7 protein-coding genes are annotated in these 20,981 nt (G+C 38.0%); 2 read left to right on the top strand and 5 right to left on the bottom strand.

Annotated elements, in window-relative coordinates; all coding sequences use genetic code 11:
- Positions 1 to 135: 135 nt before the first annotated feature.
- A complete protein-coding gene (locus KO524_RS04200; protein WP_219290726.1) occupies positions 136 to 1,758 on the bottom strand; it encodes a tetratricopeptide repeat protein in 1,623 nt (540 codons plus the stop codon).
- A 214-nt stretch (positions 1,759 to 1,972) separates the two neighbouring features.
- Here KO524_RS04200 and KO524_RS04195 point away from each other — a divergent pair, with 214 nt between their 5' ends.
- Together KO524_RS04195 and KO524_RS04190 are read left to right on the top strand one after the other, a co-directional pair.
- A complete protein-coding gene (locus KO524_RS04195) occupies positions 1,973 to 5,386 on the top strand; it encodes a hypothetical protein (RefSeq protein ID WP_219290724.1) in 3,414 nt (1,137 codons plus the stop codon).
- Between the two features lie 42 nt (positions 5,387 to 5,428).
- Positions 5,429 to 6,037, top strand: a complete 609-nt coding sequence (locus tag KO524_RS04190) for a 2'-5' RNA ligase family protein (RefSeq protein WP_219290722.1) — start codon at positions 5,429 to 5,431, stop codon at positions 6,035 to 6,037.
- Between the two features lie 33 nt (positions 6,038 to 6,070).
- On the opposite strand, the gene KO524_RS04185 is transcribed toward KO524_RS04190, so the two are convergent.
- The 4 genes from KO524_RS04185 to KO524_RS04170 form a co-directional block, all read right to left on the bottom strand.
- Positions 6,071 to 6,787: an OmpA family protein gene (locus KO524_RS04185; RefSeq protein ID WP_219290715.1), complete on the bottom strand. Its 717-nt coding sequence runs from the start codon at positions 6,785 to 6,787 to the stop codon at positions 6,071 to 6,073.
- A gap of 389 nt (positions 6,788 to 7,176) precedes the next feature.
- Positions 7,177 to 9,129, bottom strand: coding sequence for an OmpA family protein (locus KO524_RS04180; RefSeq protein WP_219290700.1), 1,953 nt, complete (start codon positions 9,127 to 9,129; stop codon positions 7,177 to 7,179).
- Between the two features lie 11 nt (positions 9,130 to 9,140).
- On the bottom strand, positions 9,141 to 10,073 hold the full coding sequence (locus tag KO524_RS04175) for a type IX secretion system membrane protein PorP/SprF (protein WP_219290697.1): 933 nt from the start codon (positions 10,071 to 10,073) through the stop codon (positions 9,141 to 9,143).
- A gap of 10 nt (positions 10,074 to 10,083) precedes the next feature.
- Entirely contained in the window at positions 10,084 to 20,094 is a 10,011-nt protein-coding gene (locus tag KO524_RS04170) for a gliding motility-associated C-terminal domain-containing protein (protein ID WP_219290694.1), read from the bottom strand.
- Positions 20,095 to 20,981: the final 887 nt, after the last annotated feature.

Here is a 20,981-nt window from a genome sequence, read left to right as displayed (position 1 = left end):
ATGCCCATCCATTAGTTATTTATTATTTCGCTTTCCTACAACCAAATCGACCACCAATCCAAAACAGACCAGCTGTTATTTACGCACAGCAAGTACCCGTGTTTTAGTGGAAAAATAGGTGGCTTTTTTCTGAAATCAGGTTCTTCCTAAAAAAGAAATTAGGGATTGATTCTCGGGGATTTGCATTTTTTTTCGGATTTCCGAATTTCTCCTATAAATAGTATGTATGCTTAAATGGAGTAAATCGGCAATTTCCTGTATGCTTAATCCTCCTTTTTGCAGTAAAATCACTTGTAATTCTTTCGATTGGAGACCAGGGTATAACTTGGATAATTTATCTTTAAAACCGGGATATACCAAATGGAGTAATTCTTCAAAATCTTTCCATTCAAAACGAAAAGGCTTGGATGATCCGTGTACGATTTGATTGTAATCGTCCAGCAGTTTTACATAGCGCTCGGAATTAGGTGCTAACGACAAACCGACCATCCTACGGTAAATATCCAATCGTTTAGAAGCAGATATTTTATAAGTATTGATCGTTTGATCGCGACGACCAATTGCTATGTCTTTCTCTACCAACATGGCTTTACTGGTCAAAGATTTGACGCGATAAATATAAAAAATAAAGAAAATCACCAACAAGGCAATAGCCAATAGAAGCAAGTATTGCTGGTTTCGAATAACCAAGTTTTTGTTTTTATTTTTGATAACTTCTTGGTGGAATTTATTCTCGAACATCAGGGTTGCGTTAAAGCGCTCCTTTTCATAAATCGAATCAGAAACCGATCGATAAAGCTGGTAGCTCTCTAAATGAGGTTTTCGGATTTTGTCGGAGGCATTGATATCCAATAAGCTCTCTAAAGATGTAGGTACATCGGCTGAATTGCGAATTTGCTTAACTTCTAAAAAGGCTTTATTATTGTAGAAATAAGCGGAATCCATTTGATCTTCTCTTTCAAATATATCGGCCAATATCCAGAGATGAACTGTCTTTAGCTTAGTATTTTCAGCAAATTTCATCGCCGTTTTTATATCGGATTTTGCCTTTTCGAACGCTTCAAGTTTAAGATGTGCAATGGCTCGATTTTTATAAATATCGGAGCGCAATTCCTCTTTATCATCTGGAACTTCATCCAAAGCCTTATCATAATCTTCCAAAGCTTTCTGCAATTGCTGGGATTCTAAGTAACAATCTGCTCGCTTGCGAAGGGCGTTTATTTGATAGTAAATATCATTGGCCTGGAAAGCCCAATGATACGAATGAGTAAACCAATCAATGGCTTGTTCATAACTTCTGTCGTCCTGATAAATCTCTGCCAACTCACTAGCGCTTCTACCCGCCAATTTGTAATTGGCCGTATTTTTCCCAACTATTATCGCTTCATTAAAATATTTTTTAGCCATTTCGTGCTCTTGACGCGCTTCAAATACTCGGCCGGCATAGAGATTGGCTCTACCCACTTGTTCTGCAATATTTTTTGAAGTATAGTAATCCAAGGCTTTTAAAATCAAAGTATCATGCTGCAATGATATATTACTTTTCTGATGCAAACGCACATTTAATAAAATCCATCTTGCCTGGTTTTCGTCGCTCATCTTTTCGGGAAAATCGATGATGTCCAAATAAAATCGAGCCGAGTCTGGAAAAGAGTGATAACATTCCTCCGCCTTACTTAAGTATTGTCGATCTCTAGTATCAGAACACGCATATAGAAACAATAAAAAAAACAATCCTAAAAAGTAGCAATTTCGCATAATAGACCCTCTAAGAAATTACCATCATTTGATGATCCATTTCAATTCAACGCCTCTAAAATAGGAAAACAAATCAAAAAGCAACCTATTTTTTATATTTAATTTACAATTTAACAGTAATTGTCAATTTATACAAAAAATCTATTTATTTAATTCGTTTAAAATAATTCCCTACAGATACACTACTTTTGATAAATATGAGTTATAGGTAATTATGCTTCGACCCCTTTTAATCTTATGGTGTTTTTTGTGTGTAACCGTTCTTGTTGCTCAAGAGCGGGAATCGCTCTATAAAACCGAGAGTTGGAAGGCAGATACGGATACTTTGAGCATCTATAAAGGAAGCTTAAACCCCTCATATTTCAAGGTTTCACAGCCTAATAAGGACACGGTACCCCAACAATCTTATCGAATGAATTTTGACAATGGGCAATTGATTTTGTTAGATTCTGCACTAAAAAACGATTCCCTAACTGTTGAATATTTGCTATGGCCCTCTTTTCTGACCAAAACCTATACCTTTTATCCAGCCGATCGCGTGGTTGCCAATGCAGCAGGTCAGCAATTATTCTCTTATCAAGAAAAAAGTCGGGGTTCTGGCTTTGTTCCGTTTGAAGGACTTAATACAGCAGGTAGCATTAGCCGTGGTTTTACGATGGGAAACAATCAAAATGGGGTAATGAATTCCAATTTGGATTTGCAAATCACAGGGAAGCTCTCGGACAAAGTCAATATACGCGCTTCCATACAAGACAGTAATGCCCCCTTACAAGATGGGGGGTATTCTCAGAAAATCGACGAATTTGATCAAATTTTTATGGAGTTATTTTCAGACAATTGGTCGATTAAGGCTGGAGATCTCTTTTTAGAAAACAAGAAGTCGCGCTTTTTAAATTTCAATAAAAAAGTACAAGGCTTATCTACTTCCTTTACCTTTAAAGGAGAAAACTCCAAAACACATATAGAAGCAGCGGGAGCCTTGGCTCGGGGTCAATATGCCAAAAGTTCGTTTATAGGGCAAGAAGGCAATCAGGGACCATATAAATTAAAAGGACCTAATGGAGAATTGTTTATATTAATCATCTCGGGTTCTGAACGGGTATTTGTCAATGGAATTGCGCTAAAACGAGGAGAGAACAACGATTACGTGATTGATTACAATGCCGGCGAAATTCGATTTACCACCTTGTTTCCGATTACTTCAGATATGCGTATTGCGATAGAATACCAATATACGGACCGAAATTATACTCGTTTTGTCGGCTATGGAGGTATTCAGCACGAACGTAAAAACTGGAATATCGGCGGCTATTTCTTCACCGAAACCGACATCAAAAACCAACCTTTACAGCAAAATTTATCGAAAGACCAGATTGAAACACTGCGTCAAGCCGGTAACGACCCAAGCAAAATGGTCGCTCCATCGGCCTATCCGGATACCTATTCTGAAAATAAAATTTTATATAAAAAAACCACGGATGACAGCGGTGTGGAATTCTATGTTTATTCTAACAATGCCGACGATGAGTTGTTTTCGGTACAGTTTACTAATGTCGGACAAAACAACGGAGATTACCACATTCAAAACAGTCAAAGTATTGGGAAAATATACCAATATACTCCTCCCATAAATGGCGTAAGACAAGGTAATTATGCCGCTGTCAGTCGATTGATTGCTCCGATACGAAACACTATTGCTACGATCATGGGAGGTTATAATCCCTCCGAAAAAACAATTATTAAAGCCGAAGTAGCCTTTAGCAATAACGACGAAAATTTATTTTCATCTATAGACGACGAATCAAATAAAGGATGGGCAACAAAAACTCAAGTAAAACAGCGTTTGTACACGGCTTCCTTGCTATTAGATGTCTTTGGAGATTTTCAGTTTATTCATAAAGATTTCAAATCCTTAGAACAATTGTATTCTATTGAATTTGATCGGGATTGGAATTTGGATTTTGCGACGGGTAATCAGAGTTTGCTAACCGCCGGTTTGCAAGCAACCTTCCCTGAGAAAGGACAATTGATGTATCAGATTGAAAAACTCGATTACGGCAATGCTTTTTCGGGTATGCGCCATCACCTCAACGGAAACTGGAATACTTTAGGTTGGAAGGCTCAAACGAGAAACAGCATCTTAAATGCGGAATCTCAAGTTAAAAAAACACGTTTTATACGCAGTTCATCTGACGGGCGTTTTCACTTTGATAAAAACTGGGTTGGTGCTCGATTCGAATTGGAAGATCAACGAGAGACGGAATTAAATGCTTCAAAAGACATATTGCCCCTAAGTCATCGGTTTTCAGAAATTACGACCTATATAGGAAGGGGTGACAGCAGTTCTGTTTATGCAGAAATAGGCTATACACACCGTATTAACGACAGTATTCAAATGGGAATTTTACAAAAAGTATCGTCCTCAAATACCTTTTACCTTAAATCCAAGCTAATTCAATCTCAAAATAGAGATTTAAGTCTGTATGCCAATTATCGAATATTAAGTTGGACAGATCCCTTGATGGAGCGCGAAAAAACACTGAATTCACGAGTGGTTTATAACGACCGATTTTGGGACGGATTGGTAGTAAGCAATACCGTATATGAAACGAGTTCGGGCACTATAGCACAACAAGAATTTACCTATCTAGAAGTAGAACCGGGACGCGGTATCTATATGTGGATCGATTACAACAACAACGGCATACAGGAACTGGAAGAGTTTGAAATAGCCCCTTTTCCCGACCAAGCCAAATACGTGCGTTTGTATTTGCCTAATCAAATATTTGTAAAAACACATCAAAATAAGTTTTCCCAATCCTTGACCTTAAATCCGATTGCGTGGCAAAACAGCGCGGGATACCGACGAATACTTTCTCATTTCAACAATCAAACATCTTATTTAATCGATCGTCGGGACCTAAAAAAAGGGGAAGATTTTAACTTTAATCCCTTTACCAAAGACGACGAACAGTTGGTTGGTCTTAGCGAGAGCTTTAGAAACAGTTTATTTTACAACCGCGGGCGTCAAAAACACTCCCTTACTTACACCTACTTAAAAAACAGAACCAAGAATTTGCTTTCGTTTGGCGCACAAGAAAACAATACAATAGGACATCAATTGTTCTACAATCACTTGATTGCCAAAAGTTGGTTGGTTTCACTATCCGGAAAAACATCCGATTCAGAAACCCATTCCGACACTTATGAATCCAAAAATTTCTACATAAAAAACCGTAGTATTGAACCGAAAATATCTTATTTGTTTTCACGTAATGCCAGTTTGGACTTGTTTTACGAGATTCAGAAAAAAGAAAACATCAAAGCAGATTTTGAAACGCTAACACAACATCGACTAGGTACTTCCTTTATGTACACTTCCAATAGTAATTTTACAGTGAACGGTGAAGTATCTTACTATAAGAACGAATTTGAAGGCAATTCCCTTTCACCTGTAGCCTATCAAATGCTGGAAGGTTTACAACCGGGTAAAAATATTACTTGGCGTTTGATGGTACAACGAAATCTTACCAGCTATCTGGACCTTAATCTTAATTACCAAGGTAGAACCAATGAGAATTTCGCCACTATACATACCGGTAATATACAATTAAGGGCTTTTTTCTAGAAACTCAAAACAATAAACTGTTGGAGTAATGTGGATCATAGAATGATGAAACCTCCAAATTCACTATCTTTATCACTGATAAATTTAATTATGCTAGAGCGTTATTCCATCGTCTTTCATCCTCCTTTAGAAATTATTGAACAGGTCGAAGCCTTAAAATTAGATTTGGGCTCCACTATAGGTTGGTTTCCTAGTAGAAACTCAAAAGCCCACATTACGATACAAGAATTTATGGTGGATGAAAGTAAATTGAAATTGATTGTAAAACAATTGGAACGCTGTTGCAACAGTCTACAGCCTACAACGGTAAAATTCAATGTTTTTGACCATTTTAACAACGGTGCCTTTTACATAAAACCGGATAGAGAAAGTACAACAATCTTGACGGCGCTGATGAAACAGATACAAAAAACAGTACCTACCCCAAATACGCACCGCGGCACCAATCCACATTTGACGATTGCACGTCGCTTAAGCCCTGAGAACATCATTATCGCTCATCAAATACTAAAGCCTACAGAGATTGCCTTCTTATGTGATACAGTCGCCTTACGGCAATTTAATGCATCTCAAAAACAATTTGAAGTCATACAACTTTTTCCCTTTCTAAACCAAGCGGATCCTTTGGGGGTTCAAGGAAGTCTTTTTTAGTCAGTAATAATAAGTGGCGTAAATTATTATTCGTTAGAGTACAATGAATTCACATCTTCTATTTCCCTCATGTACCGTTTCTGGGCATTTTTGACCAGGTGGGCAATCCTTTGCAGGTAGGGCTTTTCCAAAATCCCTGACTATAATGCGATTGGAGTCTATTCTACCCTCATTAATAAGCCATTCTGCAGCGCGTCTTGCTCTGCGGTCGGACATCCAATTGTTGTATTCGTTGTCGCCACGGGTATCCGCATGTGCACGTACTTCAATACGCATTGTCGGATTCACCTGTAAAATAGAAGCGATTTTAGCTAAATCCTGCTTGTTTTGGTTATTTAAATACGAACTGTTAGAATCAAAGTAAATCGGATCCAATTTCATCGACTTCTTCTCCGTTATGGTTTTGGGTTTTTGGAATCTATTCAATCCGAAATTTATTCTACTCGTCGGATTTCCACTAATAAATTTAACCGCAACCTCTGCTGTCGTATATCCTTTGGCTTCTGCTTTTACACGGTAGGTATTATCTATTTTTTCCAGTTCGAAAAAATAAAAACCTTGACTGTTTACCACCGAGGCTGCAATGCTGTCTTGAGCACCATTATACAACGTTATCTTTACATCTGTCAATTGTTCTTGAGAATCCAAGTCAATAATTTTGCCAGTTACGATTCGAAGCGCTTCTTGAGAATACATTTTATTACTCATAATAAGTAATAAAAGCATGAAATATGTGGCGTATTTTTTCATTTGTAGTGTTTTTTTATTACTATACAAAGTTAAAACAATAAAATCACTTCTTCAATTTTTACTAGTTGTTCAATCACACAATTAACTCCGATAAATTTTTTTCAATTATATAATACATTCTATGTGATATGTTTACTTTTTTTACTGAAACCATAATAGAAACTCACTCCACTAAAAATAGTTAGCATTTACTAGCAGGGTCCATGGTTATTCTTCCACAAACCACAACGCTTAAAAACAACACTTTAAGATACTTTTTGATCCTAAACATTCCAAAAATTCTTGGAAAACGATTTGCTCTCATAAAAAAAGGGACCAGCTCCAAAGAGCTGATCCCTAATTATTTATTAAAAAACACTATGCTATTCACATAGTCCTTTTAACGGCTATTACATTTTAACGATAATAAATTCCGATCTACGGTTAGCTTGATGCTCTTCTTCAGTACATTTTACTCCGTCTGCACATTTGTTGGTCAATTGGCGTTCGCCATACCCCTTCCATGTTAAACGGTTGCTGTAAATACCATTAGAAATCAACCATGCTGCCGTTGACTTGGCGCGACGCTCAGATAAATCATCATTGTATTTATGTGAAGCACGACTATCTGTATGTGAACGTACATCTACTTTCATACTTGGATATTCTTCCATTACCGCAAAGACTTTAGCCAATTCTAAGGCTGCATCTGGACGGATATTGTCTTTATCCAAATCGAAATAAATCGGATTTAAGTTCAATACTTTAAACAAATCATCTCCTTCTTTTAACGGGATTTTAGCGCGTTCTAAGACGATAGTAATCTCTGTTATACCGCTTTCATTTGGCAATGAAACAACTTCTTCTTTTACGGTATACTCTGGAGCTTCTGCTTTTACGCGGTAGCTGGTTCCACAGTCGTAATTCGTATCGAATAAGTATTGGCTATTAGCGTCCATTTTGTTTGATTTAGCCTTATCCGTAAAATCCATTTGGTACAAACTCAAGTTTGCATTTGGTATGATATTACGAGTTTTAGCATCAACAACGGTAACTTTAAGTCCTTGAACACACTCTAAAACCAAGGCACGGTTTTCTTTAAAAGCATAGATATCGTCGTTTCCGATACCCGATTCTCTATTGCTTGAAAAGTAACCTCTTTTGGTCGTCTTATTAATGATGTATCCAAAATCGTCTGAAGGACTGTTTACTGAAGCACCTATATTTTGCACATCAGAAAAACTACCGTCCGCTTTGATTTTGGTTGCATATACATCGAGTCCACCCATACCTGGGCGTCCGTCTGTAGCAAAATACAATTCATCATCTGAAGTAACAAAAGGGAACGACTCTCTACCATCTGTATTGATCGATGCTCCCAAATTCACAGGAGTTCCGAATCCGTTTTCCATAATGGCAACACTCCAAAGATCCGACTGTCCAAATCCACCCGGACGATCAGAAACAAAATACATGGTGTCTTCATTAGCATTTAATACGGGATGTGCTGTACTAAACTGATTGCTATTAAAAGGCAATTCTGTAACATTGGTCCATTTATCGCCTTTTAGTTCTGCACGGTAAATTTTCAACAAAGTCGTTTTTTTACTATCAGTTCCACGAGAACCGTTATAGTTATTACGTGTAAAATACATCGTTTGACCGTCTTTAGTCACTACCGGTGTAGCCTCATTGAATTTGGTATCTATTTTGCGACTAAATTTTTTAGCCTTAGTTAGCGTCCCGTCTTCTTGAATATCGGCTACATAGATTTTGGTAAAAGATTGATCGGTCCATGTATGTACTTTCTTTGCGAAATTACTGGTATCTCGAGCCGTTGTAAACAACACTTGATCCTTGTAGAAACTACTTCCGTAATCGGCATAACCGGTATTGATACCCGCATCCTGAATGTCGTAACGACCAGAATTCCGTTTTATTTCCGCTTGATAATCTTTATCTGCTCGGATGATATCCGCTCGTTTAGACTCTTTATTTTTTTCAGCAAATTGCTTTAAATAAACCGCTGCCTGAGCATCTTGTCCTACATTTTTTAAAGTTTGAGAGTAACGGTAATAGTACTCCGACTCTATTTCTGAACTAGCAAAATCTGCAAACAATTGGCTATACCATTTATTTGCTTCTGCATATTGCGCATTGAAATAATTTGCGTTTCCTAAATTCTTTAGAATTTCGGTACTCACATGTCCGCGTTTAGCGATGTTCTCATAAATTTTGATAGCATCGATATACGCCAATTTATCATAGGTTTTATCAGCACGTGACAAACCAACTTGCGCTTGGGCGTTATGATTCATTAAAACTAACAAACAAACGCTTAATGAGGTGATAATTTTTTTCATAAGTCTGCGTTTTAAAAGAATCTTGGTGAAACAATACGTTTGTACTTATTGAAAAGTTCAAATCGCAAAAACACTTCGTGCGATCCTGAATTATAATGGGCCAATTTAGTGGTTTCTCCATCATACGAATATCCAATCATCAATCCGTCGGTAACTTGGAAACCCGCCAACACACTCCATGCCGCATCATAACGGTAAGCACCTCCAAGTGTAAACTTCTCTATAAATAAGAAATTAGCACTGATATCTGCTTGTAATGGTGCTCCTTGAACTGCTTTCAACATAAATGCCGGTTTGAATTTCAAGTTTGGATTTAAATCAAATACATGCCCTCCAATTAAGTAGAAATGCATTTTCTGTTGCATAGTCGCATACATATTGTCGTCATAGCGCTCCGTTTCTAGGAAATTTGGAACAGATAAACCCAAATAACTTCTGTCGTTGTGGTAATAAATACCCGCACCAACATTAGGGCTAACTTGACCACTGATATCTTGACTAAACATCACATCACCCGGATTGTAAACTTTCAGTTCACTATAGCGAACATCTAGTAAATTCACAGAACCCTTTAGTCCAAATGACAACTTATCTTCTCTACTGCCTAGATCAATGGTATAAGAAACGTCAACCGATATGGTATTGTCTTTCATAACTCCGATTTGATCATTGACAAAAGACAAACCAATTCCCAACTTACTGTTGTTGATAGGTGTGTTTATCGAGAATGAATTTGTTTTTGGTGCTCCATCTAATCCAACCCATTGCTCACGGTGCAAACCGAAGATACTCATCGCTCCACGTGATCCGGCATAAGCAGGGTTCACGTTAATCGTGTTGTACATATAATGGGTATATTGAGAATCTTGTTGGGCGTGCATTGCTGCACTGCCCATTAACAAGATTCCATAAAACGTCCTTTTTATTGTTTTATGAATTTTCATCGCTTACAAATTAATTAGATTCTAAATGAATGTATCCTGACTGCTTCATGGCTTGAGATTCACCATTTCCGAAGTTGTAATCGTATTGTACAACATAGAAATAGGTACCTGTTGGGAGTTTATCTCCTTTACTTACCACGTCTTTAGCATTAGCATACCCCTTAAATACATTTCCAATCGAGTTATAGTTTCTAGTACTATAAACTAAACGTCCCCAACGATCAAAGATTTCAACAGTATTTCCAGGATAACAATTAATTCCTTTCAATACAAACTCGTCGTTGTTACCATCTCCGTTTGCAGAAATTGCGTTGTAAATTTCAATTTCGCAAGCCAAATGTACAGTTTGTGTATAAACCGTCTCATTTCCACAAGTATCCGTCGCAGTCCAAGTTCTCTCTAAACTGTATTTATTATCACAGTCTCCTTGTACTTTTTCTTCTTTAAAGGCTACGGTTGCTTTTCCACAAGCATCTGTTGCGGTCATTACTGGAGCCGCTTTCAAATCTTCACATTTCATGAAAACATCCGCTGCTGGTAATGGCTCTACAAATACTGGTGCTGTAGTGTCTTGAATGGTTATGGTTTGTACGTGAACTTGTGCGTTTCCACAAGCATCTGTTGCTGTCCAAGTTCTCACCAATTGATAGTTGTTTTCACAATTACCATTTAGGCGTTCCTCTTTAAAGCTCACTTCTGCAGTTCCACATAAATCCGTTGCATTCAATACCGCTGCTTCTGGTAGAAGCGCTGAACACTCTAAAGTAATATCCTTTGGAAGGTTGGTAGTAAATACCGGTGCAATATCATCAACGATTGTAAACGTTGCTGTAGTAGCACTTACATTTCCACAAGAATCCGTCACTTTAAAGGTAACTACTGTACTTCCAGTAGATCCACATGCTTTAGTCAATCCTTTGAAATCATTAGTCCAAGTCATGTCTAAAGAACACGCATTTACAGCATTTGCACCACCATGGGTATTCAACCATGCCATCAAATCGTTTGCATTACCATTTCCATCACAGTTAACTGTAAGGTCTTGAGCTTCTACAACAAATTGAGGTCCTGTAGTATTTACTGTTGTAAATGTCGCTTGTTTCATCGCACTATTACCACATGCATCCGTCGCGGTAAAGTTAACCGTAATCGCTTGTGTTTTACCACAAAGTTTAATGGTATCGACTATAGCATAGGTCCAAGTTACACCGCTACAAGCATCTGTTGCAACTGCTGCTCCTTGGTTTGCTAACCAAGCGTTGAATTCCGTTAAGTTTCCAGCTCCATCACATTCTACTACCGCGTTCTGAGGCGCTGTAGTTATGATTGGCGCTTTGGTGTCAACAATAGTAAAGGTCGCTGTTGTTGTAACTGTATTTCCACAAGCATCTGTTGCTGTAAAAGTTACTAAAGCACTTCCTGTTGCTCCACATGCCGCTGTTAAAGCTGAAAAGTCGTTTGTCCAAGTTACCGCACTACAACTGTCTGTTGCTGTTGCACCACCTTGAATTGCCAACCAAGCATTTAACTCCGTTGCATTACCAGAACCGTCACACTCCACTGTTTTGTTTTGTGCTGCTCTTGTAATTACCGGTGCCGTTTTGTCTTCAATAGTAAAAGTAGCCGCCGTTGTAACTGTATTTCCACAAGCATCTGTTGCTGTAAAAGTTACTAAAGCACTTCCTGTTGCTCCACATGCCGCCGTTAATGCAGTATAGTTGTTTGTCCAAGTTACCGAGCTACAAGTATCTGTTGCTCTAGCTCCTCCATGACTGCTCAACCAGTTATTTAACGCCTCAGTAGTATTCGTACCACAAGAAACCGTAAGGCCTTGTGCCGCTTTTACCAAGGTTGGTGCTACTGTATCTACAATACTAATATTCGCTACAGTTACGGTAGTGTTTCCACAAGAGTCCGTAGCCGTAAACGTTACTACTGCATTTCCTGTTGCTCCACAAGCCGCTGTCAATCCGGTGTAATTGTGTGACCAAGTTACCGATCCACAAGCTTCTGTTGCAGAAGCACCACCATGACTGTTTAACCAAGTATTAATACGATCGTTTCCGCTAGTACCACACTCCATGATTAAATCTGTAGCTGCTGTAGTAAGTACAGGACCCGCAGTATCAGCTATAGTAAATGTAGCTTGTTTAGTTACTGCGTTTCCACAAGCATCTGTTGCTACGAAATTTACTGTAATTACTTTTGTTTTTCCACAAAGGTTACTCGTATCTACTATAGAGTGACTCCAAGTTACTGTTGTACTACAAGCATCTGATGCTATTGCCCCAGCATGACTGTTTAACCAAGTATCAAAAGCCGCTGTATTACCTGCTCCATCACATTCTACTACCGCATTTTGTGGTACTGTAGTCATGATTGGCGCTTTGGTATCTGCAATGGTAAACGTTGCTGTTGTAGTAACGGTGTTTCCACAAGCATCTGTTGCTGTAAAAGTTACTAAAGCACTTCCCGTTGCTCCACATGCCGCTGTTAAGGCCGTATAGTCGTTTGTCCAAGTTACCGCACTACAACTATCTGTTGCTGTTGCACCACCTTGAATTGCCAACCAAGCATTTAACTCCGTTTCATTACCCGAACCATCACACTCAACTGTTTTGTTTTGTGCTGCTCTAGTAATTACCGGTACCGCTTTATCTTCTACTGTATAAGTAGCCGAAGTAGTAACTGTATTTCCACAAGCATCTGTTGCTGTAAAAGTTACTAAAGCACTGCCCGTTGTTCCGCATGCCGTAGTGGTTAAGCCAGTATAGTTGTGAGTCCAAGTTACTGCACCACACGCATCTTTAGCTATTGCACCAGCATGACTGATCAACCAATTGTTCAATGCCTCAGCTGTATTAGCTCCACAAGTAACCGTTAAGTCTTGTCCTGCTTTTACTAGTGTTGGCGCTACTGTATCCACAAGGCTAATAGTCGCAACGGTTTCACTGAAGTTTCCACAAGAATCTGTAGCAGTAAAAGTTACTACTGCACTTCCCGTGTTTCCACAAGCAGCGGTTAATCCGTTGTAATTATGTGTCCAAGTGATGGTTCCGCAATTGTCTGAAGCTACCGCTCCTCCATGATTGTTTAACCAAGCGTTTAAAGCATCTACTTCAGCACCGCATTGGATAATTAAATCTTTTGCTACTGTACTCACTACCGGTTTAGTAGTGTCTTTAATAATAAATGCTGCTTGTTTGAATGTCGAATTACCAAAGGCATCCTTAACGATAAAGTCAACGATTATCGTACCTGCTTTTCCACATGTAGTATTGGTATCTTCAATCAAATAAGACCAAGTTACATCGCCACAATTATCTGTAGCAACTGCTCCAGCATGAATAGCCAACCAATCATTAAACTCGTCTAGGTTACCGTTACCGTCGCATTCTACTGTTTTATTCTGAGGCAATACCGTGATTACCGGAGCTGTTCTATCCACTACTGTATACGTAGCCGTAGTAGAAACCCAGTTTCCACAAGCATCTGTTGCAGTAAAGGTTACTTCTGCACTTCCGGTTTCACCTGCTGATAAAGCCGTAAAGTTGTGCGTCCAAGTTACATCGCTACAAGCTTGAGCTACTGTAGCTCTACCGTGGCTTAACAACCAAAGATTCATCGCTGTTCTGTAATTTGTACCGTCGCATTCTACTATTTTGTTTTCTGCTGGGTGCGTAATTACAGGAGCGGTTGTATCTTCCACTTTATAAGTAGCTGTAGTAGTTGCTGTATTTCCACAAGCATCAGTAGCTGTAAAAGTTACCAAAGCAAATCCAGTTACTCCACAAGTTCTCGTTGTTAATTCCACATAATTATGTGTCCATGTTACCGTTCCACAATTATCTGTAGCTTCAGCACCACCGCGATTCAACAACCAGTTGTTTAAAGTTTGCTCTGCATTTGGTCCGCAGGCAACCGTTAAGTTTTGTGCTTGTTTAGTAATTACAGGAGGCGTTTTGTCAGCTATAGTTACTGTTGCAACAGTTTCACTAAAATTACCACATGAATCGGTCGCTTTAAAAGTTACCACTGCACTTCCCGTGTTTCCACAAGCCGCAGTTAATCCATTGTAATTATGTGTCCAAGTGATTGTTCCACAATTATCTGAAGAGATCGCGCCACCGTGGTTGTTTAACCAAGCGTTTAAGGCATCAACTTCAGCACCACATTCGATGTTCAACGCTTTTGCTGGAGTTGAAATAATCGGTTTGGTGGTATCTACAATGATGAAAGCCGCTTGTTTAAAGGCTGTGTTACCACAAGAATCTTTAGCAAAGAAATCAACGATAACCGTTCCTGCTTTTCCACAAGTTGTATTGGTATCTTCAATTAAATAAGACCAAGTTACTGCACCACAGCCATCTTTAGCAACTGCACCGCCAGAAATTCTTAACCATTCGTTAAACTCGTCAAGATTTCCTAATCCGTCACATTCTACCGTTTTATTTTGTGGTGCAACCGTAATTACCGGCGCTGTTGTATCAACAATAGCGAACGTTGCCGTTGTTGTTGATTTATTACCACAAGCATCCGTTGCTGTGAAAGTTACTACTGCATTTTGAGAACCGGCACAAGTACCTGCTGTCAATACCGTAAAGTTATGCGTCCAAGTAACCGGAGTTACACTACATCCGTCTGTTGCCACTGCACCACCATGACTAGCTAACCAATCATTTAAAGCAGCAGTATTGCCAGTTCCATCGCATTCTACGGTTTTATTTGCCGCTACTATACTGATTACAGGAGGCGTTTTATCTTCAATAGTGAATTTAGCTGTTGAAGTAACACGATTTCCACACGCATCAGTAGCTGTAAATATTACTGTCGCACTTTGAGTCCCTGCACACAATCCGGCGGTTAATGCCGTAAAGTTATGCGTCCAAGTTACCGCTCCACAAGCATCTGTTGCAATGGCTCCACCATGACTGGACAACCAATTGTTTAATGCTTCTGTAGTATTGGTTCCGCATTCAACCGTTAGGTTTTTAGCTGGCACATCCAATACAGGGGCAACCACATCTTTTATAGAGATTCGTTGTGTACACGTTTCCACATTTCCACTTCCATCAGTTACTGTAAATGTACGAGTAAATGTTCTTAAACCTCCAACACAAGCAGTTATAGCTGAATCGGTATAAGTTTGAGTAATGTTTCCACAAGCCGTAATCGCTGTTGGAATACCCGTAACTGAAGGGTCGTAACTAGTACCACAAACCACTTCAACATCTACAGGACAAGCGATTTGCAATGTACAACAAACAGGAGGGATTCCCGTAATAGTCAATGGAGTACACATACTCGCATTTTCAAAGGTAACGTCATAAGGCGTACCGATTGGAATGCTTTCTGATGTCCAAATATTTCCATCGAATCTACTTTCAGCTCCAACTCCAGTTCCCACTGCAGTATATGGCGCTGTACCGTTTAAGGTAACAAATACCTTATACGATCTTTGGTCTGGTGCACAAGCGAATTCAATATTGGTCGCTTGAAGGTTGTTGGTTTTTAATAAAACCTTAATTGCAGCAAGATTACTCTTACACAATCCTCCAGCAATAAATCTATTAACCACATAGTATGTTCTGTTGTGAATTAATGGCGTCGTTAAAGGTAACGGAGTTACTTCTGCCTGCGCATCTAATTCATTTTCATACCAAGATAAATAATAACCATTTGAAAAAGTGATATCAGCCAAAGTCGGTTGACCTCCTCCAACTAATGGGCTACAAATCTCACGAGTTTGTTGTGGTGGATTGATCATCAACATATTGTCGATAGGCAATACCATACGTATTTGATCTTCTAAAAGAACTTGATCAATACCATTAGGACAATTTAAATTCGGGTTAATACAGGTTGGAACCGCAATATTTTGGTAAACCGAAATTTGTACGTCTCCAAAATAGTGTTCACAAGACAAAGTAGTATCGTCATGGGCCGTGTATTTCAACGGAACGTCCACCAATTTAACCACTGTACCTACTGGAAGATTTCTAACTACTTTAAAGATATAACCGCGAACAGGATCAATACCTTCAAAAACAGCCGCTCCTGCTGGAACTAAATAATCACTTGGATTACCAACAATTACCCAATTTGCAGGGAATTTGAAAGCAAATCTATAGTCGGTAGTAATGGCATCAGTATTTCCGAAATTACCCGAGTTGGTAGTAGAGAAATTATATTTCGCTCTTAAATTACCACCCAAATCAATAACTGGATCTAATACTACTTCGTTTAAGTCAAGAACCAATTCAGGGAAAGCAGTTGAGCCTCCCGCAACGATAATTCTATTTCCACTAGCCGAAGTTATACTTCCTCCAGGAAGTGGCGAGCCACAAATATTAACAGCCGACGGCACAAATGAAATTCGCTGCCCACTTTTAAATTCGCAAGTTTCGATTTTGAAATTGACTTTCAATTGAACACGCTCTAGTGTATTTAAAGAAATACTATTATCTAAAGTGATGATTAAATCAGTACCTGAAATAACGGCACTAGCTGGGTTTCCATTTGAAAAAACAACTGATGGTGTAATATTTCCTGAAAAAACAGTACTGTATTCAAAACTTCCGTTGTATTTTAAACCTGGAGCCGAAGCCAACGGAATACGAACACTTAAGTTCTTAACATTGGTATCTCCCGCATTGTGAATCTGAACGGTATATGATAGAACATCACAGAAACCGTGTTGCGTATTTGCATTGGATTGAAAAGCAATCGTGGTCTGCAAATTATTTTTCAATTGACCATAAGTCAATACCTTGTCAGTAACAACACAAACACCCGAATTAACATTTACAGGATAAGCAGTACAGCTGTACCCTATTGGAATGGTTAAGGATTCAACGCTACAATTAATAAGATTGGCTTTAACCAAATAAAAATTAGTAGTCGAAGCTGCAAAATCACCCAATTGATACACATCTCCAGTTGGCACGATCGCAACCAATGGATTACTACCGTCATAGTTATCAACCTTTTGAACGGATTCAATCACTAAGTTACCTGCTTTTTTGCCTAACCAAACATTAGGGAATGATCTGGAGTTAGAAGTATTTGCAACTTTTACAATCCAAGAAACCAATTGCCCATCAGGACTCATTTCTCCGTTTAAATTGTTGTTAGACAATTCAAGAGTTAAACTTCCAAATCCGGTATTGTAATCTAACTGTTGTGTTTTTGAAAAAGGTGTTTTATCACCAGCTCCATCAACCACATCACCTTCTAGAGTAACGCCTATTGTTTGTACTAAAGCAGTTGCCGAAGGCTCACACTCAAATAAAGAAACCGTTGGCGTAATTTCGATCACAAAACCTTCATCAAGATTTTTATTAGCGGTCAAAGCTGAAATAATCGTATTTAAATCTAGTATATACGTACCGTTATTTACATTAAGTCCGGTGATAATAGCAGTATTATTAATACCCAACCAAGGTTGGTTTTTAACTTCCACTTTAGCACCAGTTAATGTCAAAAATGCAGGAACTGTTAAAACAGCTTTTGTCGGCTCCAATAAATCGCGAAACTCGCCTTCAAACACACCGTCTTGTCTTGAAAAACCAAGGATTGACGAGGTGATCACGAATTTATTATCGCTATTACTACAAGTTGCGAAATCGGTTTTACTTCCTTTAACTTCAACGGTATTATTTACATAAAAACCGGTTGCTGTATAAGCTCTTCCACAGATTTTCTCCACACCATTAGAATCGATCAAATACGATTTAGTCGGGAATCTTTTTAGTCCTACTTGAGAGTCTAAAGCTTTAAACTTCATAGAAAAGCGAACTTTATCACCTTGTAAAAAGACTGTCAATGCGTTAGGTTGCGTTAATAAGTCAAATTCCAATACATAATTAGTTGGGTTTTCGACTACAGTTAACACATCAAATTCCGTTTCAGTCGCAGCACGTGTTACCACTAACTTACCACTGTTTGTTATCAAAGCTACATTGGTGTCTGCATCTTTTTCAACTTGAAATTTAACTTTTGTCCAAGCTCCTGGAGTTGTTATAATCACATCAGAATCTTGATGAATTTCAAGTATATCACCCGTAATAAAAGTTCTTACATTGGTATCGTTTTTATTAACACGTGTATTCATTGGAACACCAGCTGCAGTTACTGCAAACCCCAAAGTAGTTCTCTCTAAATCCGCAGAGCGATTGTGAAGTCCGTCAGCACATGGCCCAGCGTCACAATATCCAAGCAAATTGACTTGATTACATTTAAAAACAATAGCATCACATGCTGGTGTTTTTATCAATTCACCACCTATTTTATACCAAACATCTTGTACTTCTCCAGTATTTGTATCCGGACCACACAAAAAGTCTATAGGAAACTTTAAACGGCTGTTTGATAAATTCAAATCATTGCCAACAGTCCAAGGAGCTGTTCCGTAAGTAAAAGTCAGTCGATATTTATTAGCACCATCTGCTGAAGACACGGCATTGATAGCAGTTGCTCCAGTAAACAATTTAATATCGTTGATATTAGCAACAGTCAACAACTCCGATAACTCGATAGTAATTTCAAATTTATCTCCAACATTTAAACCTGCATGAGGAATAACGAAATTGGTAAACAAATAATCAGCACCATAAGATTGCCCCGACACGATGTCAATTTCGCCAATATTTAATCCTTCGTAATTATAAGTAACAGCAGGACTTACAGTTTTACTATCAGTATATGGACCACCACAACCTCCTGTAAAATCATAAGCAACCTTATAGTAATTATCATTAGTAGTAAATGTGGTTGGTGCCGTTTCACAAGAAGCAGCATCTGGCGCAGCATAATATTGATCAAACTTCACCACTACTACTTGATTCGGATCTAAGGTATTGTCTGCGCTGATTTTTACTTTAATTAAAGTTGGCTTAGCAGCCGTCCCTTGAAGTATTTCTATATCAGCTGGATTCACAGCCACACCACCAACGGTTACAGTATTGATATTAATGTATCCATTAGCATCGTTAGTTCCGATTTCTAAACCAACAGAAGAAGCTTCTGCATTACCTGAATTTTTCACATTCCAAGTATTGGTATAAGACTGATTTAAACAAGTAATTACCGGCGGAATAGCCGAAACCTCTATAACCGGTTTAAAAGAATTGTTGATATTTATAATGTGTTGAGCAGTACCAGACACACTAGAGTTAGTACATTTCGTACCACATCCATAATACACTTCATAAATAGTAGGTGTTAAACTACAGCTATTTATTTTTACTTTTTCCTTAAATGAAATCGTTCCTCCTGTATCTAAAGAAGACCCAGAGAATGTGATTTTATTCGGATTAGTAGCATCTGCAGTCCATCCCAAAGCCGATGAAAAATCATACGAAACATGATTTAAACCACCTCCTAAAATACGTTCTAGAACCACGGTAGAAATAGCTCCATTTCCCTGATTTCGAATCGTTACGGTACGGCTAATCTCATCTCCTACATTTCCCGAACTAACCGCTGGATTAACAGTAACCCTTAGTACGGCAAAATCAATATTGATGATCTCACTAGTACCGCTTTGTGGATTGGTTGTACATCCCGAAAAAACATAGCTAACCACTTGCTGATCTGCTGGAACAATCGATCCAATAACAGAGCACAACGCTTTCACATTGTAGGTTATAACCATTTCTTCTGACGAAGGGCCTGCTGTAATATTAGGTAAAGTAACCGTAGTGCCTTGATTTGTTTCTCCGGTAACAGTTACAGTATTGCCATTCGCTTTCACTGAGCCGAGTTGAAGCTCAAATCCCACGGGAATTTCAATCTTCAATTTACCCTGACTACACGCTCTACTACCCTTGGCGATTCTTACCGTTAATTGTTGGTAATCGCCGCAAACACTTAATAGCGGTATATTGCTATCAGTCTTTAACGTTTGAGCACTAGCACTAGTTACAATTAGCAACATAAAAGAAAATAGGATAGCCATCGGAATGGAAGTCCTATTTCTAAAAATCGCAAAAAGTTGAATTAGTGTAATTTTGTAATTCATAAAAAATTTTTTAGTTCTTAATTAAATTCTCATTGCAGAATTAGTCGTTCTTTCTGCAATTAATTTTGATTTCTAGTTAATAGCTGTTTTTCATATCTGTGTTTTAATAGTTAGACTTCTGCTTTATAAGATTTTAGTCCCTTTTTTTAAGCACAACCGGTATAAAAACAAAATCGAGATGATTTCTATTTATCAACACCAGCCATGTCTTCGCGAAAAGAGCGCATTTCTTAATTCAATTGGATATAAACTCGCTTTTTGACACATTTATCAAAAATAAAATTCGCGTTTATTTCGGCAGTCAAGGTATTTAACAAGCTTAGGGAAAAAGTGACTTTTTTTTTAACGTTTATCGAAGACATCGTTGTTCTGCTTGTTACTCCATTTACATCAAATGTTATAAAACTCACATTTTAATTTTGTTTTATGGAAAATTTATAAAAAGCAACTCCTAAAAAAAAACACTTAACACCTAATGTCCCAAATTCCTGTACTACAATAATTACTACAAAATTCTAACAATCAGTTAAATAAAATGTTTCAAAAAATTGAAACGGAATACGCGCCAATATTTTGAAACATAAAAAAAATACTGCTATGGATATAAAAAACTCAGTATTTACGGGCGCTAAAAAAGGGGAGATACAAGGACCAACTGTTTTTCTAAAGCTTGTACACAAAAAAAAATCGCAAAAACACAAAATCAATGATATTTGGGCGCTTTTTTTAGACATTTTAGGTCTTTCATTCGATTTTCTGCGATTTACAAGGTTTTATTAGTAAAAACACCTTACATAAAACGTAAAAATACTAGACAATATATATGTATTACACCATATTTAACATAATAATTAGCAGTAATAATAAATTTACTAAAATTTCTTAAA

The organism is Flavobacterium sp. NKUCC04_CG (assembly GCF_019345525.1).
Classification (GTDB): Bacteria; Bacteroidota; Bacteroidia; order Flavobacteriales; family Flavobacteriaceae; genus Flavobacterium.
Note: the sequence above shows the minus strand (reverse complement) of the source record. Positions and strands in the feature narration are given on the sequence as shown.